At 72.0% G+C, this 24,026-nt stretch carries 18 protein-coding genes and 1 pseudogene; 5 read left to right on the top strand and 14 right to left on the bottom strand.

The window, feature by feature from the left end; all coding sequences use genetic code 11:
- Positions 1 to 18 precede the first annotated feature (18 nt).
- The 14 genes from L7N97_RS20195 to L7N97_RS20130 all read right to left on the bottom strand — a co-directional run bounded on the left by L7N97_RS20195 (position 19) and on the right by L7N97_RS20130 (position 16,853).
- On the bottom strand, positions 19 to 2,160 hold the full coding sequence (locus L7N97_RS20195; protein ID WP_237480070.1) for a GumC family protein: 2,142 nt from the start codon (positions 2,158 to 2,160) through the stop codon (positions 19 to 21).
- A 132-nt stretch (positions 2,161 to 2,292) separates the two neighbouring features.
- The gene (lpxB, locus tag L7N97_RS20190; RefSeq protein WP_237480069.1) at positions 2,293 to 3,462 is read right to left on the bottom strand and encodes a lipid-A-disaccharide synthase; all 1,170 of its coding nucleotides are present in this window, start codon (positions 3,460 to 3,462) and stop codon (positions 2,293 to 2,295) included.
- Positions 3,463 to 3,472: 10 nt separating this feature from the next.
- Positions 3,473 to 4,309: an acyl-ACP--UDP-N-acetylglucosamine O-acyltransferase gene (gene lpxA, locus L7N97_RS20185; RefSeq protein WP_237480068.1), complete on the bottom strand. Its 837-nt coding sequence runs from the start codon at positions 4,307 to 4,309 to the stop codon at positions 3,473 to 3,475.
- Positions 4,310 to 4,333: 24 nt separating this feature from the next.
- Positions 4,334 to 4,795 carry a 3-hydroxyacyl-ACP dehydratase FabZ gene (fabZ, locus tag L7N97_RS20180; protein WP_237480067.1) on the bottom strand — a complete coding sequence of 154 codons (462 nt, stop codon included), beginning with the start codon at positions 4,793 to 4,795 and terminating at the stop codon, positions 4,334 to 4,336.
- A gap of 91 nt (positions 4,796 to 4,886) precedes the next feature.
- Positions 4,887 to 5,936 (bottom strand): UDP-3-O-(3-hydroxymyristoyl)glucosamine N-acyltransferase, encoded by a 1,050-nt coding sequence (lpxD, locus tag L7N97_RS20175; protein ID WP_237480066.1) that lies wholly within the window; start codon positions 5,934 to 5,936, stop codon positions 4,887 to 4,889.
- Between the two features lie 165 nt (positions 5,937 to 6,101).
- Positions 6,102 to 8,573, bottom strand: a complete 2,472-nt coding sequence (bamA, locus tag L7N97_RS20170) for an outer membrane protein assembly factor BamA (RefSeq protein ID WP_237480065.1) — start codon at positions 8,571 to 8,573, stop codon at positions 6,102 to 6,104.
- A gap of 308 nt (positions 8,574 to 8,881) precedes the next feature.
- The gene (locus L7N97_RS20165) at positions 8,882 to 10,003 is read right to left on the bottom strand and encodes a M50 family metallopeptidase (RefSeq protein ID WP_237480064.1); all 1,122 of its coding nucleotides are present in this window, start codon (positions 10,001 to 10,003) and stop codon (positions 8,882 to 8,884) included.
- A 93-nt stretch (positions 10,004 to 10,096) separates the two neighbouring features.
- A complete protein-coding gene (gene dxr, locus L7N97_RS20160; RefSeq protein WP_237480063.1) occupies positions 10,097 to 11,317 on the bottom strand; it encodes a 1-deoxy-D-xylulose-5-phosphate reductoisomerase in 1,221 nt (406 codons plus the stop codon).
- A gap of 8 nt (positions 11,318 to 11,325) precedes the next feature.
- Entirely contained in the window at positions 11,326 to 12,174 is an 849-nt protein-coding gene (locus tag L7N97_RS20155) for a phosphatidate cytidylyltransferase (RefSeq protein ID WP_237480062.1), read from the bottom strand.
- Positions 12,171 to 12,989 carry an isoprenyl transferase gene (locus L7N97_RS20150; RefSeq protein WP_237480061.1) on the bottom strand — a complete coding sequence of 273 codons (819 nt, stop codon included), beginning with the start codon at positions 12,987 to 12,989 and terminating at the stop codon, positions 12,171 to 12,173. Before L7N97_RS20150 ends, L7N97_RS20155 begins: the two co-directional genes overlap by 4 nt.
- A 52-nt stretch (positions 12,990 to 13,041) precedes the next feature.
- Positions 13,042 to 13,602 carry a ribosome recycling factor gene (gene frr / locus L7N97_RS20145; protein WP_237480060.1) on the bottom strand — a complete coding sequence of 187 codons (561 nt, stop codon included), beginning with the start codon at positions 13,600 to 13,602 and terminating at the stop codon, positions 13,042 to 13,044.
- A gap of 167 nt (positions 13,603 to 13,769) precedes the next feature.
- Positions 13,770 to 14,498 (bottom strand): UMP kinase, encoded by a 729-nt coding sequence (gene pyrH / locus L7N97_RS20140; RefSeq protein WP_237480059.1) that lies wholly within the window; start codon positions 14,496 to 14,498, stop codon positions 13,770 to 13,772.
- A gap of 221 nt (positions 14,499 to 14,719) precedes the next feature.
- On the bottom strand, positions 14,720 to 15,643 hold the full coding sequence (tsf, locus tag L7N97_RS20135; protein ID WP_237480058.1) for a translation elongation factor Ts: 924 nt from the start codon (positions 15,641 to 15,643) through the stop codon (positions 14,720 to 14,722).
- A gap of 184 nt (positions 15,644 to 15,827) precedes the next feature.
- Positions 15,828 to 16,853, bottom strand: coding sequence for a 30S ribosomal protein S2 (locus tag L7N97_RS20130; protein WP_237480057.1), 1,026 nt, complete (start codon positions 16,851 to 16,853; stop codon positions 15,828 to 15,830).
- A 343-nt stretch (positions 16,854 to 17,196) separates the two neighbouring features.
- Between L7N97_RS20130 and L7N97_RS20125 the strand changes: the two genes are divergently transcribed.
- From L7N97_RS20125 to purF, 5 genes and pseudogenes are all read left to right on the top strand, one after another.
- Positions 17,197 to 18,696 carry a replicative DNA helicase gene (locus L7N97_RS20125; RefSeq protein ID WP_237480056.1) on the top strand — a complete coding sequence of 500 codons (1,500 nt, stop codon included), beginning with the start codon at positions 17,197 to 17,199 and terminating at the stop codon, positions 18,694 to 18,696.
- On the top strand, positions 18,693 to 19,865 hold the full coding sequence (gene alr / locus L7N97_RS20120) for an alanine racemase (protein WP_237480055.1): 1,173 nt from the start codon (positions 18,693 to 18,695) through the stop codon (positions 19,863 to 19,865). The genes L7N97_RS20125 and alr overlap by 4 nt, the downstream gene beginning before the upstream one ends.
- A 181-nt stretch (positions 19,866 to 20,046) precedes the next feature.
- Positions 20,047 to 21,552, top strand: a complete 1,506-nt coding sequence (radA, locus tag L7N97_RS20115; protein WP_237480054.1) for a DNA repair protein RadA — start codon at positions 20,047 to 20,049, stop codon at positions 21,550 to 21,552.
- Between the two features lie 102 nt (positions 21,553 to 21,654).
- Positions 21,655 to 22,254: pseudogene (locus L7N97_RS20110) on the top strand (CvpA family protein); the annotation flags it as partial.
- A gap of 320 nt (positions 22,255 to 22,574) precedes the next feature.
- On the top strand, positions 22,575 to 24,020 hold the full coding sequence (gene purF, locus L7N97_RS20105; RefSeq protein WP_237480053.1) for an amidophosphoribosyltransferase: 1,446 nt from the start codon (positions 22,575 to 22,577) through the stop codon (positions 24,018 to 24,020).
- Positions 24,021 to 24,026 lie beyond the last annotated feature (6 nt).

Raw genomic sequence — 24,026 nt, 5'->3', positions numbered from 1 at the left:
GGAGGCGCGGGCGGCGCGTCAGGCCGCCCGGCGGGTCGCGAGCGGCATGTCCAGCGCCGCGGCCGGGACGGCGTGGACCGCCGCGGGACCGCCGGCGCGGGCGAGCGCGGCGCGGCCCGAGGCGAGGTCGGCCGCCGCATCGCCGCCGTGCACCATGACGACCGCGTCGCAGTCGGGCGCGAGGCGCAGCGTCACCGGGTCGGTCGGCGCCGGCGCGTGCAGCACCACGTAGTCGTAGGTTTCGCCCAGGGCGTCGAGCACCAGCTTGATCGCGTCGAGGTCCGCGGCGCCCGTGCCGAGCGAGCCGGCGGGGATCACGTGCAGGCGGGACTGGCTGTCGCGGTGGATCACCTCGGCGAAGCTCGCATCCCCGGTCAGGAGTTCGCCGAGCCCGAGCGGCGGCGCGTCGGACGAGCCGTAGCTGTCGAGCGACAGGTGCCGCGGCTCCACCGCGGGGCGGCGGCCGTTGCAGTCGACCAGGATGGTGCGGCCGTCGGCGCAGAGCCGCCGCGCCAGCGCGATCACGGCCGCCGGCGCCTCGGCCCGCGCCGAAGGCGGCACGACCAGGGCGCGGGCCGCGTGGTTCTGCGCGCGCAGGCTCCGCAACCCGTCGAGGGTCGCCGCCAGGCTGGCCTCGCCCTCAGCCTCGCGGGCAGCCTCGCCGGCCGCGTCCGTCCCGGCGCGCGGCGCCGCCGGATCGAGCACAGCGACCGTCCCGGCGGCCGGCTGCTCGGCCTCGTCGGCGAAGGCGCGGCCCGACAGGAGCTCGCGCGCCACCAGCACGCCGAGCGACAGAACCAGCCCCGCGATGGTGGCGATGGCGATGATCGGCAGCTTCTTGGGGAAGGACGGGAGCTGCGGCGCCGCGGCGCGCGAGATCACGCGGGCGTCGGCCGGGGTCGAGGCGGCGTTCTCGCGGGCCAGGGCCTCCTGGTACTTCGAGGTGTTGAACTCGAGCTGGTCCTTGAGCAGCCGGGCCTGCGAGTCGAGCTGGTTCAGGCGCACCTGGTCGACGCCGGCCGTGCCGACGGTCTTCTTCTGCGCGTCGAGGGCGGCCAGCAGGTTGTCGACGCGGCCGGCCGCGATGTGGCCGTCGTTCTCCAGCGTGCGGGCCATCTTCTCGCCGGCGGCGCGGAGCTGCGCGTCGACGTCCGCCATCTGGGCGTTCAGCTCCTGCATGTGCGGGTGGCCGGGCAGCAGGGTGCGGCTCTGCAGCGCGATCTCGGCCTTGAGGGTCGCGCGCTGCTCCGACAGGCGGCGGATGAACTCGTTGTTGGCGACGTCCGGGATCTCGCCGACGCGGTTCTGGGCGATCATCGCCTTGATGACCTTGGCTTTGGCCTGGGCGTCGGCCTGGGCGGTGCGGGCCTGGGCCAGCTGGGCGTTGAGGTCGCCGAGCTGCTGGGTCGAGATCACCGCGTTGTTGGAGCCCTGCAACAGGCCGGACTGCGTGCGGTAGGCATCGGCCTTGGCCTCCGCGTCGGCCACGCGGCTGCGCAGGTCCGTTACCAGCGAGGCCAGCGAGGCCGCGGCCGAGCTCGCGCTGTCCCGCTTGGCGGCGGACTGCGCCTCGATGAACAGCTCGGCGATCGTGTTGGCGGCGCGCGCCGCGAGGTCGGGGTCGGTCGCGGTGAACTCGATGGCGATGACGCGGGACTTCGGCACCGAGTAGACGGTGAGCCTGTCGTAGTAGTTGGCGAGGATGCGGTCCTCGGGCGAGGTCGCGGTCGGGTCGCGCTCCAGGCCGAGCAGGATCGCGGCGCGCGAGAACACCCCGATGCCCTTGGCCAGCGGGTCGAACTCGGCGTTGCCCTTGAGGTCGAGCCGGCGGATCGCCTGGCGGGCGATGTCGCGCGACTGGATGAGCTGGATCTGGCTCTGCACGGCCTCGTCGTCCGGCAGCGTGGTGGCGAGCTGGTCGGAGCGGTCGGGACGGGTGAAGTAGTTCTCGCCGTTCTCGACCAGAACCTTCGACTCCGCCGTGTAGCGCGGCGACACCAGCGACACGAACAGCAGGGCCGCGACGAAGCACGCCAGGGCCGGGCCGATGACCCACCAGCGCCGCGCGGAGATCGTGCGGCCGAGCGCCCCCACGTCGAGTTCGCGCACGGCCGGAGCCCGCATCATCCGCCCTCCGTCCACCTCGCCCCGCATCGACATCGCCGACCCTCGATCACGCGCAGGGTCCCAAGCGACGGCAGCGGCGAAGACTTCGGCCGCGGCGATCATGAACCCGTGGCAGGTACCAAACACCACCAGGGTTCACAGGGGATTAAACGGGCGGTGCGCGCGTTAAGCGCGTCGGGACGCGGCCAGCACGATGTCGGCCGCGACGCCGCTCGGCGTCGCGCCGGGGGCGATCCGCATGGCGCGGTCGAGGCGCGCGAAGGCCTCGGCCTGCGCGGCGCGCGCGGGCGTGTCGCCGAGCAGCGGCGCCACGGCCCCGGCCAGGGCCTCGGCCGTGCAGGCGTCCTGCAGGAACTCCGGGATCGCGTTGTCGCCGAGGATCAGGTTCGGCAGAACGATCGACGGCACCTTCACGACGAATCGCAGCCAGGTCTCGAAGGGCGACACGCGGTAGGCCACGGCCATCGGCACGCCCGACAGCGCCAGCTCCAGCGTGACGGTGCCGGAGCAGGCCAGGGCCGCGCGGGCGGTGCGGAAGGCGGCGAGCTTGGCGGCCTCGCCCAGCACCACGCGGGGGACCACGGGCCAGGATGCGACGCGGGCCCGGATCTCGTCGGCGCGGTCCGCCACGGCCGGCAGCACCACGTCGAGGTCGGGCACCCGCCGCGCGATGAGCCCCACGGCCTCGCCGAAGACGGCCGTGAGGCGCCGGACCTCGGAGCGCCGCGAGCCGGGCAGCACCAGCAGGGTCGGGCGCGCGCGGGCCTCGGCCTCGGCCGGGTCCGGGCGGAGCGCGTCGAGCCGCTCGATCAGCGGGTGGCCGACGTAGGTGCAGGGGGGCCCGCCGAGGCGCCGATGCGCCTCCGGCTCGAAGGGCAGCAGCGCCAGGAGGTGGTCGACGTAGGCCCGCATGGCCGGCGCCCGGCCGGGGCGCCAGGCCCAGACCGTGGGGCTGACGTAGTCGACGATCGGGATCGCGGGCGCGAGCGCGCGCACCCGCCGCGCCACGCGATGGGTGAAGTCCGGGCTGTCGACGATCACGAGGACGTCGGGGCGCGCCGCCACGGCGGCGTCGGCGGTCTCGCGGATGCGGCGCAGGAGGTGCGGCAGCCGCGCCACGACGGGCACGAAGCCCATCACGGCGATGTCGGACAGCGGGAACAGCGGCGCGAGCCCCTCAGCCGCCATCTCGTCGCCGCCGACGCCCAGGAGGTCGAGCGCGGGGGCGCGGGCGCGCAGCGCGCGGATCAGCCCGGCGCCGAGGTGGTCGCCGGAATGCTCGCCCGCCACGATGAAGACGCGCAGCGCGGGACCGGCGGCGCCGCCCGCGCTCAAGCGCGCGGGCTCACGGCAGGTCGCGGCCGTCGCGGGGCACGCAGATGGCGCGCTCGCCGCCGTCGCGCAGGAAGGCCAGCACCTCGTCGGCCTGGGCGTGTCCGCCGAACTCCGCCGCCACGGCCTCGGTGCGCTCGCGCAGCGTGCCAGCGCCCGAGAACAGCAACTTGTAGGCGCGGCGCAGCTCGTGGATGGCCTCGCGCGGGAAGCCGCGCCGCTTCAGGCCGACGACGTTGAGCCCGGCCAAGTGGGCGCGGTTGCCGAGCGCGATGCCGTAGGGGATCACGTCGTGCTCGACGCCGGCGAGCCCGCCGACGAAGCTGTGCTTGCCGAGGCGCACGAACTGGTGGACCGCGGCGCCGCCGCCGAGGATGGCGTTGTCGCCCACCGTGCAGTGGCCGGCCAGCATGACGTTGTTGGAGAAGATGACCTCGTCCCCGACGCGGCAGTCGTGCGCGACGTGGCTCTGCGCCAGGAACACGCTGCGGTCGCCGACGCTGGTGAGCAGGCCCCCCGCGGCGGTGCCGGGGTTCATGGTCACGCCTTCCCGGATCACGCAGTCCCGGCCGATGCGCAGCTCCGAGACCTCGCCGCGGAACTTGAGGTCCTGCGGCTCGTGGCCGAGCGACGCGAAGGGGAACACCCGCGTGCCTTCGCCGATGGTGGTGTGGCCCGCCACCGCGACGTGGGACACGAGGCGGACGTTCTCGCCCAGCACGACGTCCGGCCCGACGGTGCAGAAGGGCCCGACGTGGACGCCGCGCCCGAGTTGCGCCGCATGCGCGACCACGGCCGAGGGGTGGATGTGGGGGCCGGCGTCGTGGTCGCGCGGGTCGAAGTCAGACATCGGCGTCTCCCGGACGGGGCCCGTTCAATCCATCACCAGCATGGCGCTGAGCTCGGCCTCGCAGACCAGGGTGCCGTCGACCTTGGCCTCGCCCCTGTACCACCACATGTTGCGGCGGCGGTTCAGCTTGCGGAGGTGGAACTCGACGCGGTCGCCCGGCACGACGGGCTTCCGGAACTTGGCCTTGTCGATCGTCATGAAATACACGAGGCGCGGCTTGTCGAGCTTCTGCGCGTGGACGCAGAGCGCGCCCGCCGTCTGGGCCATGCCCTCGATCAGCAGCACGCCGGGCATCACCGGCCGGCCGGGGAAGTGGCCCTGGAACTGCGGCTCGTTGACCGTGACGTTCTTGATGCCGACGCAGGACTCGTCGCCGTCCATGGCGACGATGCGGTCGACCAGCAGGAACGGGTAGCGGTGGGGCAGGTATTCCAGCAGTTTCAGGATGTCGACGGAGTCGAGCCCCGTCCGCGCCGCTTCATCCATCCGTGATCCCCGGTCCCGTCCGTCCGCGCCGCCCGCGCGACCATGCGGTGGCGATGTCGCACACAAGCGGGGCCGCGCCAAGCCGCCGCGGTCAATCGGCGGCCGGGCCGGCGCGCTTGGCGAGGCGCCGCAGCGTCGCCTGGAGGCGGAACTCGTCGCGGGCCGCCTGGGCCGGGATGCCGAACCAGCGCTGGCCCGCGGGGATGTCGTTCATCACGCCGGACTTCGCGCCGACCTGGGCCCCCGCGCCGACCGTGAGATGGCCGGCGAGGCCGGCCTGCCCGGCCGTGACCACGTAGTCGCCGAGCGTGGTCGAGCCCGAGATGCCGGTCTGCGAGACGATCACGCAGTGGCGCCCGATCGACACGTTGTGGCCGATCTGCACGAGGTTGTCGATCTTGGTGCCCTCGCCCACCACCGTGTCGCGGTTGGAGCCGCGGTCGATGGCGGTGTTGGCGCCGACCTCGACGTCGTCCTGCAGGACCACGCGGCCGATCTGCGGCACCTTGAGGTGGCCGCCCGGCCCCATGGCGAAGCCGAACCCGTCCTGCCCGATGCGGACGCCCGCATGGAGGATCACGCGGTCGCCGATCAGCGCGTGGACCACCGTGGCGTTGGACCCCACCGAGCAGTTGCGGCCGATGCGGACGTCCGGACCGATCACCGCGTGCGGGCCGATGACCGTTCCCGAGCCGATCTCGGCGCGGGGGCCGATCACCGCGCCGGGGTCGACCGTGACGCCCGCCTCGAGCCGCGCCTCGGGATGAACGGTCGAGGACGGCGACACGCCGACGGTGCCGAAGAGCGAGCCCGGCCGCAGCGCCTCCGGGTAGATGCGACCGGCCACGACCGCGACGGCGCGGTAGGGCTCCTTCGCGACCAGCGCCACTGTGCCCTCCGGCACCTCCGCGGCGTGGCGCGCCGGCACGAGGCAGGCGGTCGCGCGCGTGCGGGCCAGCAGCGGCGCGTAGCGCGGGTTGTCGAGGAAGGTCAGCTGGCCGGGGCCCGCGCCGTCGAGCGGCGCCACGCCGCTCACGGCGGCCGACAGGTCGGCCCCGTCCGGCGCGGCCGCTCCGGTCCAGCGGACCACGTCCGCCAAGGTGGGCGCCACGGCGGGACGGAAGAACACGGGTGAGCTCATGGCATCCTGCGGGCGCGCGGCGCACCGGGGCGCCTCCGGCCTGCCTTGCCACCCTGCCCCGGGCCGCGCAACCCTGAGGCCGGGCTCACGGCGAGGTGCCCACAAACGCGAACTGCGGGCCGGAGCCCGCAGTCGCGTCGTCGACGGCCGATCCGGTGGGCCGGATCAGAAGGAGGTGCCGCCCGAGAAGCGGAACGCCTGGGTGACGTCGTACTTATCCTTCGTGGTCGCGTAGGCGTAGTCGAAGCGCAGCGGGCCGAGGGGCGAGGCCCACAGGATCGAGGCGCCGACCGAGGAGCGGATCGCGGAGGAGTCGCGCACCGTCACGCAGGTGCCCTGCGTGTAGTTCGGAGCCACGCCGCCCTGGATGCAGGCGCCGCCGCCCGGCGTGAAGTTGGTCTTGCCCTCGTAGCCGAACAGCGTGCCGGCGTCGGCGAAGACGGCGCCGCGCAGGCCGAGGTCCCGCGGCAGGTAGGGCAGCGCGAACTGCACCTCGGCGGAGGCGCCGAAGTAGGTGGAGCCGCCCAGCGGGTTGTACTTGTAGGCCGCGAGGTTGGAGATGTCGCGCGGGCCGATGCCGGAGGGCGCGAAGCCGCGCACCAGCGTCGGTCCGAGCTGGAATTCGTCGGCGATGCGGAGCTGGCTCTCGCTGCCGAAGCCCTTCACCTCGCCGCCCTGCAGGTGGAGGATGCCGACCACGTCGTCGATGATGCCGTGGTAGTAGCGCAGGTCGCCCGAGGTGCGAACGAACTCCGAGTCGCCGCCGAGGCCGGCCACGTCGTTGCGCATCTCGATGAAGAGGCCCTGGGTCGGGTTCTTGCGGTTGTCGAGCGTCGTGTAGTCCAGCGTGAAGCCGGCCAGCGAGGTCAGCGTCGAGCCCTGCGCCTGCTTGATGGCCAGCGAGGCCTCGCCGTTGGTTTCGCAGTTGCTGAACAGGGTGGGCGGGGTGCCGCCGAGCACGCCCACGCCGGGCGTCACGCCGTTCACCGGGAAGGTGCAGTCGTTGTACGGGTAGGACGACGTGTCCGGGATCGTGATGCGGGTGTTGTAGAGCGAGTAATGGGGCGAGATCGAGAACTCGTCCGTCACCGGCACGCCGAGGCGCAGCGTGCCGCCGGTCACGAAGGTGCGGTAGTCCGTGTAGGCCGTGTTGTCGTTCTGCTTCGCGAACAGGTCGAAGCCGGCCGCGATGCGGGTGTCGAGGATGTAGGGCTCGGTGAAGGAGAAATCGATGCCGCGGGCGTTCTGGCCCTCCTGGATGGCGACCTTCACGAACTGGCCGCGGCCGAGGAAGTTCGACTCCGACACCGACAGCTCGGCGATGAAGCCGTCCGAGGTCGAGTAGCCGCCCGACACGCCGAACGAGCCGGTGGGCTGGTCCTCGACGTTCACGTCGATGATGACGCGGTCGGGCGAGGAGCCGGGCTGGTTGGTGATCTTCACGGTCTTGAAGAAGCCGAGGCTGTTCAGGCGGCGCTCGGCCTTGTCGATCAGCACCTTGTTGTAGGGGTCGCCTTCGCCGATGTCGAACTCGCGGCGGATCACGTAGTCGCGCGTGCGGGTGTTGCCGCGCACGTTGATGCGCTCGATGTAGACGCGCGGCCCTTCGTCGATGTTGAAGGCGATCGAGACGGTGTGGTTGGCGGTGTCGCGGTCGCCGCGCGGCTTGACCTCGGCGAAGGCGAAGCCGCGGCGTGCGACCTCGCGGGTCAGGGCCTCGACGGACTTCTGGACCGCGTCACCGTCGTAGGTGTCGCCGGCGCCGAGCTTGAGGAAGGGCAGCAGCGAATCGTTGGACACGCCCGGGATCTGCGAGTCGACCCGGACCGAGCTCACCGTGTACTGCGCACCCTCCTGCACCGTGATGGTGACGATGTAGCCGCCCTCCTCCGAGTCGAACTTCACGTCCGTGCCGACCACGCGGAAGTCGGCGTAGCCGTTTTTCAGGTAGAAGCGGCGGATCAGGTCCTCGTCGGAGGAGATCTTCTCGGGGTCGTAGACGTCGGTCGTCTTGAGGAACGAGATGAGGTTCATCTCGGTCGTCGTCATGATCCCGCGCAGCTTGCGGGACGAGTAGGCCTGGTTGCCGACGAACTCGATGGCCTTGACGCCGGTCTTGGAGCCCTCGTCAATGGTGAACACGACGTCGAGACGCCCGTTGGGCAGTTCGACCGTGCGGCTCGTCACGCGGGCGTTGCCGTTGCCGGAGCGGTGGTAGATCTCCTGGATGCGCTGCACGTCAGCGGCCACGAGCGCCGCCGAATAGGGGCCGCGGGTCTTGGACGAGACCTCGGTCTCGAGCTGCTCGGACTTGACCTTCTTGTTGCCCTCGAAGGCGACGCGGTTGATCACGCCGTTCTCGGCCACGTGGACGATCAGGCGCCCGCCGTCGCGGCTGACCCGCACGTCCGAGAACAGCCCCGTGGCGTAGAGCGCGCGGACGGCCTCGCTAACCTTGCCCTCGTCGGTGCCCTTGAAATAGGTGCGGATCGTGTCGGCGTCGACGCGATGGTTGCCCTCGACGGCGATGGACGAAGCGGGAACGGCGGTCTGGGCGAAGGCGTTGGTGCTCGAAACGCAGGCCGTCAAGCAGAGGGCGAAGGCCAACCTGGTCAGAAAGCCTCGAAGAAAACGCATCGGCGATCGATCCCTGCACAGCCGTGGGCGGCGACGCCGTCCCGTCCGACTCACCCCGGAAGGGCGATTTTTTGGTCAGTACCCGAGTCTGCGAACAGGCTCCAGCGTCCCCTTGTCCGGGAATATCGCTTCTACAAGGTTTACGGCCGACGGAGAACCGCGGGGCGGAAACCTTTGGCCCGTTTATCAAAAGACGTGTCTCGGGGAACACGGGTCGGGGCAGCCCCCCCTCGTGCGACGGGCGCCCGCACCGCGGACGCCCGTGAACTATTGCGGCAGAAACGGAGCCGTTCGGAGGCCGAACCCGATCAGCCGAGGTGGAGCATCTGGGACCCGAGGTTCACGATGTCGTTCTTGAACGCGAAGGCCATCAGCAGCATCACGAAGGCGAGCCCGACCTTGAAGCCGGCCTCCTGCACCCGCAGGCTGAGCGGCCGGCCGCGGACCGCCTCGAACGCGTAGTACAGCAGGTGGCCACCGTCGAGCAGCGGGATCGGCAGGAGGTTCATCAGGCCGATCGACACGGACAGGACCACGATCAGGTAGAGCGACGACATCACGCCCATCTGGGCCGCCTGGCCGGCCACCACGGCGATGCCGATCGGGCCCGAAAGCTGGTCCGCCTTCTCGCGACCGCGGACCACGCCGGTGACGTAGTGCCCTGTCATGGAGACGAGCTTCCAGCACTCGGCGCCGGCGCCCTTCACGGCGTGGCTGAGGCTGACCGACGTCATGGCGACGCCGACGCCGAGCAGGCCGGTCGGCGCCGCGGCGGCCTTGCCGGGCTCGGCCGTCGGGGCGGCGGCCGGCGCCGCCACGAGCTGGATGTCGCGCCCGTCGCGCTCCACGGAGAAGCGGAGCGGCACGCCCGGCGCGTGGGACACGATCTCGCGCATGGCGTCGAAGCTCGCGACCGGGCGCCCGTCGATCGCGGTCACGACGTCGCCCACCTCGAAGCCCGCCGCGGCGGCCGGCTTGCCCGGCACGATCGAGCCGATCCGCGCGTCCGTGGAGGGCGCGCCCTGGGCGTAGATCATCCCTGTGGCGATCACGAGCGCCAGGACGAAGTTGGCGACCGGCCCCGCCGCGACGATCGCGGCCCGTTTGGCCACGGGCTGCGCCGGGAAGGTCGTGGCGCGCTCGGCCGGCGACATGAGCCGCACGGCGTCGTCGCTGCCCATGCTGGCCGCGTTGAGGTCGCCGTGGAACTTGACGTAGCCGCCGAGCGGCAGGGCGCCGATGCGCCAGCGCGTGCCCTTGCGGTCGGTCCAGGCGGCGAGCTCGGTCCCGAAACCGATCGAGAAGGCGTCGACCTTCACGCCGCACCAGCGGCCGACCAGGAAGTGGCCGAGCTCGTGAAAGAACACCACCACGGTGATGTCCACGACGAAGCCGATCACCGTGTAGCCGAACTGACCGATAAACGACATCGACGACTCCCTGCACGCCGCCGCGCCGCCGCCCCGAGGGGAGGCGGCCGGCCGGGATGGTTACCAGGGAGTTACTGTCTCACCTCGACATGCTCAATGTAAGAGCGCCGCGGCCCTTTCTCTCGCGACATGGTCAACGCCCAGCGCCTCGTCGGCGGAGGACGGGGTCGCGGCGAGCCCGTCGCCCATCGCGGCCTCGCAGACCCGCTCGACCGTGCGGGCGATGTCGGCGAAGCCGATGCGGCGCGCCACGAAGGCCTCGACCGCCACCTCGTTGGCGGCGTTGAACACCGTGGGCAGGCCGCCGCCGGCCTCCAGCGCCGCCATGGCGACGCGCAGTCCGGGGAAGCGGACGAGGTCGGGCTTCTCGAAGGTCAGCGTGCCCACGGCCGCGAGGTCGAGCTTCTTCGCGCCGCTCTCGATGCGGTGCGGATAGGTCAGGCAGTGGGCGATCGGCACGCGCATGTCGGGCAGCGCCATGCCGGCCGTCACGGAGCCGTCGTCGAAGGACACGAGCCCGTGCACCACCGACTGCGGATGCACCACCACGTCGAGCTTGGACGCCGGCACGCCGAACAGGTGGTGCGCCTCGATCAGCTCGAGGCCCTTGTTGATGAGGCCGGCCGAATCGATCGTCACCTTGGGTCCCATGGCCCAGTTCGGATGGGCCAGCGCCTGGTCCAGCGTCGCCGAGGCGATCTGCTCCGCGGTCCAGGTGCGGAAGGGCCCGCCCGAGGCGGTGAGCGTCATGCGCTCGATCGTGGACCAGTCGGCGTCGCCGAGGGCCTGGAAGATGGCGTTGTGCTCGCTGTCGAGCGGCAGGAGCTTGGCGCCGTGGCGCGCCACGGCCGCCATCACGGCCGCGCCGGCGCAGACCAGCGTCTCCTTGTTGGCGAGCGCGATGGTGCGGCCCGCTTCGATCGCGGCCAGGGTCGGCCGGATGCCGACCGTGCCGGCGATGGCGCCGATCACGAGGTCGCAGGGGCGGCGAGCGGCCTCCTCGACAGCCTCGGGGCCGGCCGCGCATTCGATGCCGGTGCCCGCGAGGGCGCTCTTCAGCGCCGCGTGGCCGGCCGGGTCGGCCAGGGCGGCGAAGCGGGCGCCGACCGCCACCGCGGTCCTGGCCAGCGCCTCGGCGTCGCGCCCGCCCGCCACCGCCGCGACCCGGAAGGCCTCGGGGTGCAGCTCGAGGATGCGGGCCGTGGAGCGGCCGATGGAGCCGGTCGCGCCGAGGATCACCAGCGTCTTCGGGACGGCGCCGGCCGGCACCGGGCCGGATGGCGAGGTGGGGGATGCGTCGCGGTCCGTTGTCATGGAAGTCCTCACCATTGGAGCAGTCCCGCCCCGACCCCGTCGGGCCCGAAACGCCAGAGGCCGACGGCGGCCGCCAGGACGGAGGCTGCGATGAACCCGTCGAGGCGGTCCATCACGCCGCCGTGCCCCGGGATCAGCGATCCCGCGTCCTTGGCGCCGCAGCGCCGTTTGAGGGACGATTCGAAGAGGTCGCCCGCCTGGGCCAGGGCGCCGCCGACGAGGCCGGCGAGGAGCACGGGCAGCACGGCGGTGGGCCGCGGCGCGACGAGGAGGCCGAGGAGCGCGCCGGACCCGACCCCCACCGCGAAGCCCGACCAGGTCTTGGACGGCGACAGCCGCGGCGCGAGCTTGGGGCCGCCGATGGAGCGGCCGCCGAAGAACGCCAGCGTGTCGGTGCCCCACACCACGGCGAAGAGCCAGAACACGATCGCGGCGCCGTCGACCGCGGAATGGCGCAGCAGCGGCACCGCCAGGGCCAGCACCCCGGCGTAGAGCGGGCCGGCCGCGGCCAGCCGGCGGCGGCTCAGCAGCAGCGTGACGGCGGCACCGAGCAGCAGGGCCGCGAGGGCGCGGCCGGGATCGCCGCGGGCCGCCAGCGCGGTGGCGACCAGCATCGCGGCGCCCCCGAGCAGCGTCAGCGGCGCGCGGCGGGGCGTGCCGACGAGGCCGTGCCATTCCCACAGCACCGCGAGCGCGGCGAGGAACCAGAAGGCGTCGAAGGCCGGGCCGCCGGCCCAGGCGAGGCCGAGCGCCGCCGCAGCCATGACGAGCGCCGAGGCGATGCGGGGGACGAGTTCCGCCCGCCCGCCGGCCCGCGCCGGCACCGCGCGGCCGTGACCGGGGCCCGCCTCGGTCACAGCGCGGTCTTGATCTTGCGTTCGGCCGGGCGGATGCCGCCGAAGCGCCGGTCGCGCGCCGTATAGGCTTCGAGCGCGGTCTCCATGGCGCGGCGGTCGAAGTCGGGCCAGTGGCACGGTAGGAACACGAATTCCGCGTAGGCGGCCTGCCACATGAGGAAGTTGGACAGGCGCTGCTCGCCGGAGGTGCGGATGATGAGGTCGGGGTCGGGGATGCCGGCGGTGTCGAGGTGGGCCGACACGGTGTCGGGCCCGATGGTGGCGGGGTCGATGGCGCCCGCGGCCACGCCCTCGGCGATGCGGCGCATGGCGCCCGCGATCTCCTGCCGGCTGCCGTAGTTGAAGGCCACCACGAGCACGAGGCCGCCGTTCGACGCCGTCAGGCACTCGGCCTCGTCGAGCAGGGCGCGGATGTCAGGCTGCAGGCGCGCGCGCTCGCCGATGATGCGGACGCGCACGCCGTTGCGGTGGAGGTCGGCGAGGTCCTTGCGGATGAAACGCTTGAGCAGCCCCATCAGGTCGGACACCTCCTCGATCGGCCGCGTCCAGTTCTCGGACGAGAAGCTGTAGACCGTGAGGAAGCGCACGCCGAGGTCGGAGGCGGACTTCACGGCGGCGCGCAGCGCCTCGACGCCGCGCCGGTGCCCTTCGAGGCGCGGCATGCCGCGGGCCGCGGCCCAGCGGCCGTTGCCGTCCATGATGATGCCGACGTGGGCCGGGACCTGGGCCGGATCCCCGGCCGGCCCGCGGCGCGTCTCCGCGGCCCCGCCGGCGCCGGCCCCGCCGCGGCCGTCCTCCCCCTCTGTGGTCTGCATCTCGGCTGTCCGCAGCATCCGGCCGGCGTCCATCACGGTCAAAATGGCAGGCCTAGACCTGCATGATCTCTTTTTCCTTGGCCTCGACGGTGGCATCCACCTCGTTGACGTGGGCGTCGGTCACCTTCTGGACCTCGGCGGACAGGCGCTTCTCGTCGTCCTCCGAGATGGCCTTGTCCTTGAGCAGCTTCTTCAGGCGGTCGATGCCGTCGCGGCGGACGTGGCGCACCGCGACCTTGCCCTCCTCGCCGTATTTGTGGGCGTATTTCACCATCTCCTTGCGGCGCTGCTCGTTGAGCTCCGGGATGCGGATGCGCAGGAGCTGGCCCTCGACGGTGGGGCTGAGGCCGAGGTTGGCGTCGCGGATGGCCTTCTCGACCGCGCTGACCATGCCCTTGTCCCACACCTGCACGGCGAGGGCGCGCGGCTCCGGCACCGTGATGCTGGCCACCTGGTTCAGCGGCATGGTCTGGCCGTAGGCGTGGACCATCACGGGCTCGACCAGGGCCGCGCTGGCGCGCCCGGTGCGCAGGCCGGCGAGCTCGTGCTTGAGCGACTGGATCGCGCTCTGCATGCGGCGTTTCAGGTCGGCGACGTCGAAATCTGCGCTCACGATGACAAGTCCGTTCTGGAGGTCCGCCCCTCACCCGTCGGGCCGAGCCGCGAGGCGGCGAAGCGACACCCCTTAACACGCGCGGCGATTCCCGCGCACGTTCAATCGCGACGCGACCGCGGAGATTGCGGCCGCGGCAGTGCGACGCTCCGGCGCCGCGGGGAGCGTCAGGGCGTGACGAGCGTGAAGGTGCCGCTGCCTTCGAGCGCGGAGCGGATCGCGCCCTCGGCCGCGATGGAGAAGACGATGATGGGGATGCGGTTCTCGCGCGCCAGCGCGAAGGCGGCCGTGTCCATCACGGCGAGGTTCCGGGCGATGGCCTCGTCGTGGGTCAGCTCGGCGAAGCGCGTCGCCGAAGGGTCGCGCTTCGGGTCGGCCGAGTAGACGCCGTCGACCTGGGTCGCCTTCATCACGGCGTCGCAGGACAGCTCCGCGGCGCGCAGCACGGCGCCGGTGTCGGTGGTGAAGAACGGGTTGCCGGTGCCGCCGGCCAGCACGCAGATGCGCCCCTTGGCGAGGTGGTGCAGCGCCGCCTGGCGCGAATAGGGCTGGCACACGGAGGGCATGGGCACGGCCGACAGGGCGCGGGCCGGGTAGCCCTCGGCTTCCACGGCGGCCTCGATGGCGAGCGCGTTCATCACGGTGGCCAGCATGCCGATGGAGTCGGCGCGCGCGCGCTCGATGCCCTTGGTGGCGCCCTGGATGCCGCGGAAGAAGTTGCCGCCCCCCACCACGACGGCGATCTCGGTGCCGCTGTCGGAGGCCGCGACGAGGTCGGCCGCGATGCGCTGCACCGTCTGCGCGTTGAGCCCGTGGGTGTCTCCGCCCGTCAGCGCCTCGCCCGACAGCTTGACGACGACGCGCCTGAACATCCCCGCACCGTGGCCCGCGTTCATCGCCTCATCCTTCCGAGCTGGATCGACCGCACGCCCGGGCCGGCGGCGCCGCTGCCGCCCAAACCCTCGACCGGGCCGCCCCCTGGGCGGACCCGACCACCGCGCCGGTTTCGTGTCGATTTTGCGGTGGCGCCGGAGGCCCCCCGCACATGGAAAGGGCGGCACCGAGGCCGCCCTTCCCGTCCGTCAGATCGTTGGCACGGAGCCGGTTACGAGACCGTTCAGCCGTTGCCCGACATCGACGCCACTTCGGCGGCGAAGTCCGGCTCGTCGGGCTTGTCGATGCCCTCGCCGAGCGCGAAGCGGGCGAAGCCCTTCAGCGTCACGGGGGCGCCGACGGCCTTCTCGGCCTCCTTCACGGCCTGGGCGACGGTCTTCGAGCCGTCGTGGATGTAGCTCTGGTCGAGCAGGCTGACCTCCTTGAAGTAGGACTTCAGGCCGCTGTCGACGATCTTCTCGAGGATGTGGGCGGGCTTGCCGGCGTTCTTCTCGGCCAGCACGGCCTTCTCGCGCTCGACCACCGCGGGGTCGATCGAGGCGCCGTCGAGGCCGAGCGGGCTCGTGGCCGCGACGTGCATGGCGATCTGGCGGCCGAGCGTCTGCAGCTCGTCAGCCTTGCCGGCCGACTCCAGCGCCACGATCACGCCGATCTTGCCGAGGCCGTCGCCGGCCGAGCCGTGCACGTACTGGCCGATCACGCCCTGGCCGACGGCGAGGTGCGCGACGCGGCGCAGCGTCATGTTCTCGCCGATGGTCGCGACGGCGTTGGAGATGGCGTCCTGCACGGTGCCGCCCTTGGGGGCCGGGGCGGCCAGGATCGCCTCGACGTCGCCGCCGTTCTTGAGGGCGACGGCGGCGACGTCGCGCGCCAGCGCCTGGAAGTCGGCGTTGCGGGCCACGAAGTCGGTCTCGGAGTTGACCTCGACGACGACGCCCTTCGCGCCCTCGACCAGCACGGCGACGAGGCCTTCGGCGGCCACGCGGCCGGCCTTCTTGGCCGCCTTGGTGATGCCCTTCTTGCGCAGCCAGTCCACGGCGGCCTCGACGTCGCCCTGCGTCTCGTTGAGGGCGTTCTTGCAGTCCATCATGCCGGCGCCGGTCTTCTCGCGAAGATCCTTCACCATCGCGGCCGAAATAGTGGCCATGGGTTCACCTTATGGAGTTCGAGGGGTTCGGCGAGACAGGGCCCCCACGGAAACGACCGCTTCATGACAGGGCGCGCCGGTTACGGCGGCCCGTGGCAGGAAACGGTCGTTCGCTGGTGCCAGTCGCCGCCGGCGGCGCCTCGGAGGGCGCGGCCGGAGGAGGAGTGTGTGTCGGAAGGCCCGCTCAGGCGCCGGCGACGAGCTCGCGGGCCTGGATGATCCAGCCTTCGCGGTCGAGGCGGCCGTTGAGCTTGAGGTCGCGGTCGATCGTGGCGGCGTCCTCGGGCGTCATGGCGGCGAGCTGCCAGAAGTGGAAGATGCCGGCGTCGTTGAGCTTCTGGGCGAGCTGGGGCGAGCCGCCGTTGAGCTTGGACATGTCGTCCGGCGCGCCGCGCGGGGCGGACAGGAGCTCGAAGGGCTCGCTCGGCACCTCGGCCTCGACCGGAGCGGTCGGGGCGGCGTCGAGCGCCTCCTCGGCCACCGGCTGCTCGATCTCGCCGAGGTCGATGCCCAGCGAGCCCTGCGAGCGCGAGATGCCGTCGATGGCGGCGCGGGCCACGAGGTCGCAGTAGAGCAGGATGGCGCGGGACGCGTCGTCGTTGCCCGGGATCGGATAGGTGATGCCGTCCGGATCGCAGTTCGTGTCGACGATGGCCGCCACCGGGATGCCGAGGCGCTTCGCCTCCTTGATGGCCAACTGCTCCTTGTTGGTGTCGATCACGAAGATGAGGTCGGGAACGCCGCCCATGTCCTTGATGCCGCCGAGCGCCTTCTCGAGCTTCTCGCGCTCGCGGCTCATCATCAGCCGCTCCTTCTTGGTGAGGCCCACGGCCCCGCCGTCGAGCGTCTCGTCGACCTTGCGCAGGCGCTGGATCGAGGCCGAGATGGTCTTCCAGTTGGTCAGCATGCCGCCGAGCCAGCGGGAGTTGATGAAGTACTGGGCCGAGCGGGTCGCGGCGTCGGCGATCGGGTCCGCCGCCTGGCGCTTGGTGCCGACGAACAGCACGCGGCCGCCACCCGCCACCGTGTCGGACACGGCCTGCAGGGCGCGGTGCAGCAGCGGCACCGTCTGGGCGAGGTCGATGATGTGGATGTTGTTGCGGGCGCCGAAGATGTAGGGGGCCATCTTCGGGTTCCAGCGGTGCGACTGGTGGCCGAAATGCGCGCCGGCTTCGAGCAGCGAGCGCATGGAATAGTCGGGCAGTGCCATGGTAGTCTCTTCTCCGGTTGGACCTCCGCGGACGATCGACCGGCGCGGCTTCGGCGATCCGATGGATCGCGCTGGCCTCGTCGGTCACCGGTGCGGGCCTTGGAACAGGTCCGCTACAGTCCGCGTGTGGGGTGGGGCGGCTTATAGGCGCCGCATGCCCGTGGGGCAAGTGGGCTTGCGACAGGCGCGTGACAAGGCGCGCGGCGGAGCGCCGAAAGGGTTAAGGGCTCCTTCGACGGCCGGGACGGGGCGCTGTTAACCACCGCTCCACGGCCTTAACTGTAACGAGGGCGGGTCGGGGCGCGCGCGCGGCGCGCGGCCCCATCCGGGAAAGGGGCGGCCCATGAGCAATGTCGAGACGATCGCGCGGTGGGCCGCCGTGCCGGCGCCGGAGCCGGCCGAGTTCCGCGTGCCGCCCCACAACGTCGAGGCCGAGCAGGCGCTGCTCGGCGCCATCCTGGTCAACAACGACGCCTACGACCGCGTGTCGGACTTCCTGCGGCCGGAACACTTCGCGGAGGAGATCCACCGCCGCATCTTCGAGGTGACGTCGTCGCTGGTGAAGGCCGGCAAGATCGCCACCCCGATCACGCTGAAGACCTTCCTCGGCGACCACGACCTCGGCGGCATCACGGTGCCGCACTACCTCGCGCGCCTCGCCGCCGAGGCGACCACGATCATCAACGCCGCCGACTACGGCCGCATGATCTACGACCTGTCGGTGCGGCGGAACCTGATCTCCATCGGCGAGGAGATCGTCAACGTCGCCTTCGACGCGCCGGTGGACCATTCCCCGCGCGAGCAGATCGAGGCGGCCGAGCGCCAGCTCTACGCCGTGGCCGAGTCGGGCCGCGCCGAGGGCGGGTTCCAGACCTTCTCCATGGCGCTGACGACCGCCATCGACGTCGCGGCAAAGGCCTACGAGCGCGACGGCAAGCTCAGCGGCATCTCGACCGGCATGGTCGACCTCGACAAGTCGCTCGGCGGCCTGCAGAAGTCCGACCTCATCGTGCTGGCCGGCCGCCCCGCCATGGGCAAGACGTCGCTGGCCACCAACATCGCCTTCAACATCGCCAAGGCCTACCGCTCCGAGACGCGCCCGGACGGCACGATCGAGACGGTGAACGGCGGCATCGTGGGCTTCTTCTCCCTCGAAATGTCGGCCGAGCAGCTCGCCACCCGCATCATCGCCGAGCAGTCCGGCGTCGCCTCCTACAAAATCCGCCGCGGCGACGTGACCGACGAGGACTTCCACCAGGTGACGGAGGCGGCGCGGCAGATGCAGCACTGCCCCTTCTACATCGACCAGACGGGCGGCATCTCCATCGCGCAGCTCACGGCGCGGGCGCGGCGGCTGAAGCGCCAGCGCGGGCTCGACCTGCTGGTGATCGACTACCTCCAGCTCCTGTCGGGCTCGAAGTCCGGCGGGCAGGCCAACCGCGTGCAGGAGCTGACCGAGATCACCACGGGCCTGAAAGCGCTGGCCAAGGAGCTGGCCGTGCCGGTGATCGCCCTGTCGCAGCTCAGCCGACAGGTCGAGAACCGCGAGGACAAGCGGCCCCAGCTCTCCGACCTCCGCGAATCGGGCTCGATCGAGCAGGACGCCGACGTGGTGATGTTCGTCTACCGCGAGGAATACTACCTCAAGGGCAAGCAGCCGCGCGAGGGCACGGAGGAGTTCACGGCCTGGCTCGCCGAGATGGAGCGCGCGCACGGCAAGGCGGAGTGCATCATCGGCAAGCAGCGCCACGGGCCGACCGGCACGGTGGAGCTGCAGTTCGACGCCGAGGTGACGCGCTTCTCCGACCTCATCCGGGCCGACCACCTGCCGGAGCAGATGTGAGCGGCTCGGCCTCCTCCGACCGCCGCGACGACGATCGGGACGCGCAGGCGGTCCTGACGATCGACCTCGACGCGCTCGGCGCCAACTGGCGCACGCTCGCGGCCCGCGCGGCGCCGGCCGAGTGCGGCGCGGCCGTGAAGGCGGACGCCTACGGGATCGGGATCGAGGCCGCCGTGCCGGCGCTGGCGCGGGCCGGCTGCCTCACCTTCTTCGTCGCCCACGCCTCCGAAGGCCGGCGCGCCCGCGCGGCGCTCGACGCCGCGGGGCTCGGCGCCCGCATCTTCGTGCTGAACGGCTTCCACCCCGAGGCGGCGGATTTCGACCTCTACCGCGCCCACGGGCTCGACGCGGTGATCGGCTCGGCCGAGGAGCTGCGCGCCTGGACCGAGGCGCGCGCGGCCGCGGCGGGCGAGCGCCTGCCCGACGCCGCGCTGCACGTCGACACCGGCATGAACCGGCTCGGCTTCCCGGTCGAGGACGCGCGCTTCCTGTCGCAGGCCGAACTCCAGGGGGCCGGGATCAGCCTCGTGATGAGCCACCTCGTGTCGGCCGAGGACCCCGCCGACCCGGTGAACGCCCGCCAGATCGCCGCCTTCGACCACGCGCGCGAGCGGGCCCTGAAGGCGCTGCCGGCCTCGCTCGCCAACTCGTCCGGCGTCTTCCTGCCGGGGCGGCCGGCCTACGACCTCGTGCGGCCCGGCTACGCGCTCTACGGCGGCAACCCCCAGCCCGGCCGGCCGAACCCGATGCGTCCCGTGGCGAGGCTCGACGCCCGCGTGCTGCAGGTGCGTCAGGTGCCGGCCGGGGCCTCGGCGGGCTACAACGCGCGCTGGACCGCCGAGCGGCCCTCGCGCCTCGCCACGATCGCGCTCGGCTACGCCGACGGCGTGCCGATCGGCGGCAGCGGCATCGACGGGCGGGGCGCCGAGGTCTTCGCCGGCGGCGTGCCCTGCCGGCTCGTCGGCCGCATCTCCATGGACCTGTCGATCGCCGACGTCACCCACCTGCCCGCGGGCGCGCTGAAGGCGGGCGACACGGTGGAATGGCTCGGGCCGCACGCCGACGTCGACGCGCTGGCGGCGCGCTGCGGGACCATCGGCTACGAGATCCTGGTCAACCTTGGGCGGCGCCACCGGCGGCACTATATCGGAAACGGAACGGGAACGTAGTTGGCGGCCTGCCCCCGACCTCCCTCATCCTGAGCCGGGCGCGGAGCGCCCGTGTCGAAGGACCCGGTACCTCGCCGAACCCGCGCGGAGGGCGCCTGCGTCCTTCGACACGGAGCCTTCGGCCCCTGCTCAGGATGGGGCGGGTTGAGTGCCGACATCCGGAGCGCTTCGAGACTGACGCATGAGCAAATCCCGAAGCACCTTCGTCTGCCAGAACTGCGGCGCCGTCACCAACCGCTGGCAGGGCAAGTGCGACAGCTGCGGGGCCTGGAACGCGATCCAGGAGGAGCAGACCGCCACCGGCATCGGCGCCGGCACGGCGCGCAAGCCGGCGCCCAAGGGCCGGCAGATCGCCTTCCAGAGCCTCGCCGCCACCGGGCAGGAGCCGCCCCGCACGCCGGTCGGCATCGCGGAACTCGACCGCGTGACGGGCGGCGGGCTCGTGCCGGGCTCCGTCATCCTGCTCGGCGGCGAGCCCGGCATCGGCAAGTCGACGCTGCTGATCCAGGCCTGCGCCAAGCTCGCGCAGGCGGGCGGGCGCGTGGCCTACATCTCGGGCGAGGAGGCCACCGCCCAGGTGCGGATGCGCGCCGACCGCCTCGGCCTGTCGGCCGCCCCCGTGCGGCTCGCCGCCGCCACCAACGTCGAGGACATCGCCGGCACGCTCGGGTCGGAGCGCTTCGACCTCGTGGTGATCGATTCGATCCAGACCATGTGGACCGAGACGGTGGACGCCGCGCCCGGCACGGTGAGCCAGGTGCGAGGCGCCGCGCAGGCGCTGATCCGCTACGCCAAGAACCACGACGCCTGCGTGATCCTGGTCGGCCACGTCACCAAGGACGGGCAGATCGCCGGGCCCCGCGTCGTCGAGCACATGGTCGACGCCGTGATGAGCTTCGACGGCGACGCCGGCCACCACTTCCGCATCCTGCGCGCCATCAAGAACCGCTTCGGGCCGACCGACGAGATCGGCGTCTTCGAGATGACGGGCAAGGGCCTCAGCGAGGTCGGCAACCCATCGGCCTTCTTCCTGTCGGGGCGCGACGCCACGGCGGCCGGCACCTCGGTGTTCGCCGGCATGGAGGGCACGCGGCCCCTGCTCGTCGAGGTGCAGGCGCTGGTGTCGCCGACCGCCCTCGGCACGCCGCGCCGCGCCGTGGTGGGCTGGGACAACAACCGCCTCGCCATGGTGATCGCGGTGCTGGAGACCCACGCCGGCGTGCGGCTCGGGCAGTACGACGTCTACCTCAACGTCGCCGGCGGCATGAAGATCGTGGAGCCCGCCGCCGACCTCGCCGCCGCGGCCGCGCTGGTGTCGTCGATCACGGGCAAGATCCTGCCCGTGGACGCGGTCTACTTCGGCGAGATCGGCCTGTCGGGGTCGATCCGCCCGGTGGTGCACGGGGGCGCCCGCATGAAGGAGGCCGCCAAGCTCGGCTTCGACGCCGCCGTGGCGCCGCCGGGCTCCTCCGACGAATCGGCCGGGCTCCGGGTCGAGCGCACCGACCACATCGCCGACGTCGTGGCGCGCATCGCCGCCCTGCCCGGCGGGCGCGCCGCGCAGCGGCGGACCGAGCCGGACGAGCGGCGCGGCGATCCGAAGCGCGCGGCGGACGGCCGCCGCGCCGCGCGCCCCGCGCCGCGGGAAACGGAATACGACGGCGAGGTCGAGGGCGCGCCGTTCTGAAGGTCGTGCAGGGATGACGCCGGGGGGTCGCTTCGCTATAAGGCGCGGCCGGCCTCACCGCCCTTCTTCCATCCCGCGACCAACAGGCACGAGGGCAGAGCCATGCCGTCCTATCTCGATCTGGCTTTGCTCGGCATCGTCGTGGTGTCCGCGCTCCTGTCCATGGTGCGGGGCTTCGCCCGCGAGGTGCTGGCCATCGCGTCCTGGGGCGCCGCCGCCGTGGCGGCCTACCTGCTCTACCCGCGGGTGATGCCCTACCTCGAACACTACATCGCCAAGGACGCGATCCGCATGATCGCCTCGATCGCGATCGTGTTCTTCGCCACCCTGATCCTGGTGTCGATCATCACCGTGAAGCTGTCCGACGCGATCCTGGACAGCCGGATCGGCGCGCTCGACCGCACGCTCGGCTTCGTGTTCGGGGCGGCGCGCGGCTTCCTGCTCGGCGTGGTGGCCTTCCTGTTCTTCAACTGGCTCGTGCCGGTGAAGTCGCAGCCCGACTGGGTGCTGAACGCCAAGGCGAAGCCCCTGCTGCAGGCCAGCGGCAACGAGATCGTGTCGCTGCTGCCCGAGGACACCGACAACCTGCTCAAGCGCTTCAAGCGCGACAAGGGCGCCACCGGCGAGGAGGCGCCGGCCGACGTCGACGGCGCGCCGGCCAACTCCGACACGGCGCCCGCGCCTGTGCCGCCGACCTCCGGGCGCCGCACGGACGCGTCCCCGGCGACCCCGGCCGTGAGCGCGGTCGGCGCGCCGAAGAACACCGCGACCTCGGCTCCGGCCGCCGCCACCGACAAGCAGGGCCTCGACAGCCTGATCAACGGCTCGGCGCCGAGCCCGGCACAGGGCCCCGCGCAGGGCAGGTCTGCCAAGAAAAAGCAGTGACGCGAGGGAACTCGCCTTAAATCTCTCCGCCCCATGGTCCATATCGGGGTCGGGCGGACGGACGAAGACTCGCCCGCGTTCCCCCGAGCCCGGCCTCGTTTGGAGCTGCCCGGGCGTTCCGGCTTGAGGATGGACCGTTGAGCGACCTCGAAACCGAATCCCTGCGCGAGAAGTGCGGCGTCTTCGGCATCTTCGGCGACCCCGACGCGGCGGCCATCACGGCGCTCGGCCTCCACGCCCTGCAGCACCGCGGCCAGGAGGCCGCCGGCATCGTGTCCTTCAACGGGCGCACCTTCAACTCCGAGCGCCGCCACGGCCTCGTGGGCGACCACTTCTCCTCGGAGCGCGTGATCCAGCGGCTCGCGGGCTCGGCCGCCATCGGCCACGTGCGCTACGCCACGACCGGCGGGACGATCCTGCGCAACGTGCAGCCGCTCTTCGCCGAGCTCGACGGCGGCGGCTTCGCGGTGGCGCACAACGGCAACTTCACCAACGGCCTGTCGCTGCGCCGCCAGCTCGTGCGCGACGGCGCCATCTGCCAGTCGACGTCCGACACGGAGGTGATCCTCCACCTCGTCGCGCGGTCCCGCAAGACGCTGTTCGTGGACCGCTTCATCGAGGCGCTGCGGCAGATCGAGGGCGCCTACGCGCTCGTGGCGCTGACCAACAAGAAGCTCGTCGGCGCCCGCGATCCGCTCGGCATCCGCCCGCTGGTGCTGGGCGAGCTGAACGGCCGCTACATCCTCGCCTCCGAAACCTGCGCGCTCGACATCATCGGCGCGCGCTTCGTGCGCGACATCGAGAACGGCGAGGTGGTGGTCATCTCGGAGGACGGCATCGAGAGCCTGAAGCCGTTCCCGCCGGTGCCGGCCCGCCCCTGCATCTTCGAGTACATCTACTTCGCCCGGCCCGACTCCGTCGTGAACGGCCGCTCGGTCTACGGCGTGCGCAAGCGCATGGGCGCGGAGCTGGCCGCCGAGAGCCCCGCCGAGGCCGACGTCGTCGTGCCGGTGCCGGACAGCGGCGTGCCGGCCGCGCTCGGCTATTCGCAGGCCTCGGGCATCCCCTTCGAGCTCGGGATCATCCGCAACCACTACGTCGGCCGCACCTTCATCCAGCCTAGCCAGGGCATGCGCGAGGTCGGCGTGCGGATGAAGCACAGCGCCAACCGCGGCGTGATCGAGGGCAAGCGGATCGTGCTCATCGACGATTCGGTGGTGCGCGGCACGACCTCGCTGAAGATCGTGCAGATGATGCGCGACGCCGGCGCCGCGGAGATCCACTTCCGCATCGCCTGCCCGCCCATCACGCATCCCGACTATTACGGCATCGACACGCCCGAGCGGGACAAGCTGCTCGCCGCCCAGATGGACCTCGAAGGCATGCGCGCCTTCATGGGGGCGGACTCGCTGGCCTTCCTGTCTGTCGACGGGATCTATCGCTCGATGGGCCTGCCGAAGCGCGACGCCGTGCGGCCGCAGTTCACCGACCATTGCTTCACCGGCGACTACCCGACGCGCCTGACCGACGTGCTGGCGGAGTCCGGCGAGCGGCCGTGGGCCATGCTGGCCGAGGCGAGCTGAGCGGGG

Source organism: Lichenibacterium dinghuense, assembly GCF_021730615.1.
In the GTDB taxonomy this organism is placed as follows: Bacteria; Pseudomonadota; Alphaproteobacteria; order Rhizobiales; family Beijerinckiaceae; genus Lichenihabitans; species Lichenihabitans dinghuensis.
The sequence above is the reverse complement of the archived record's forward strand: the minus strand, read 5'-3'. Positions and strand labels throughout refer to the sequence as shown.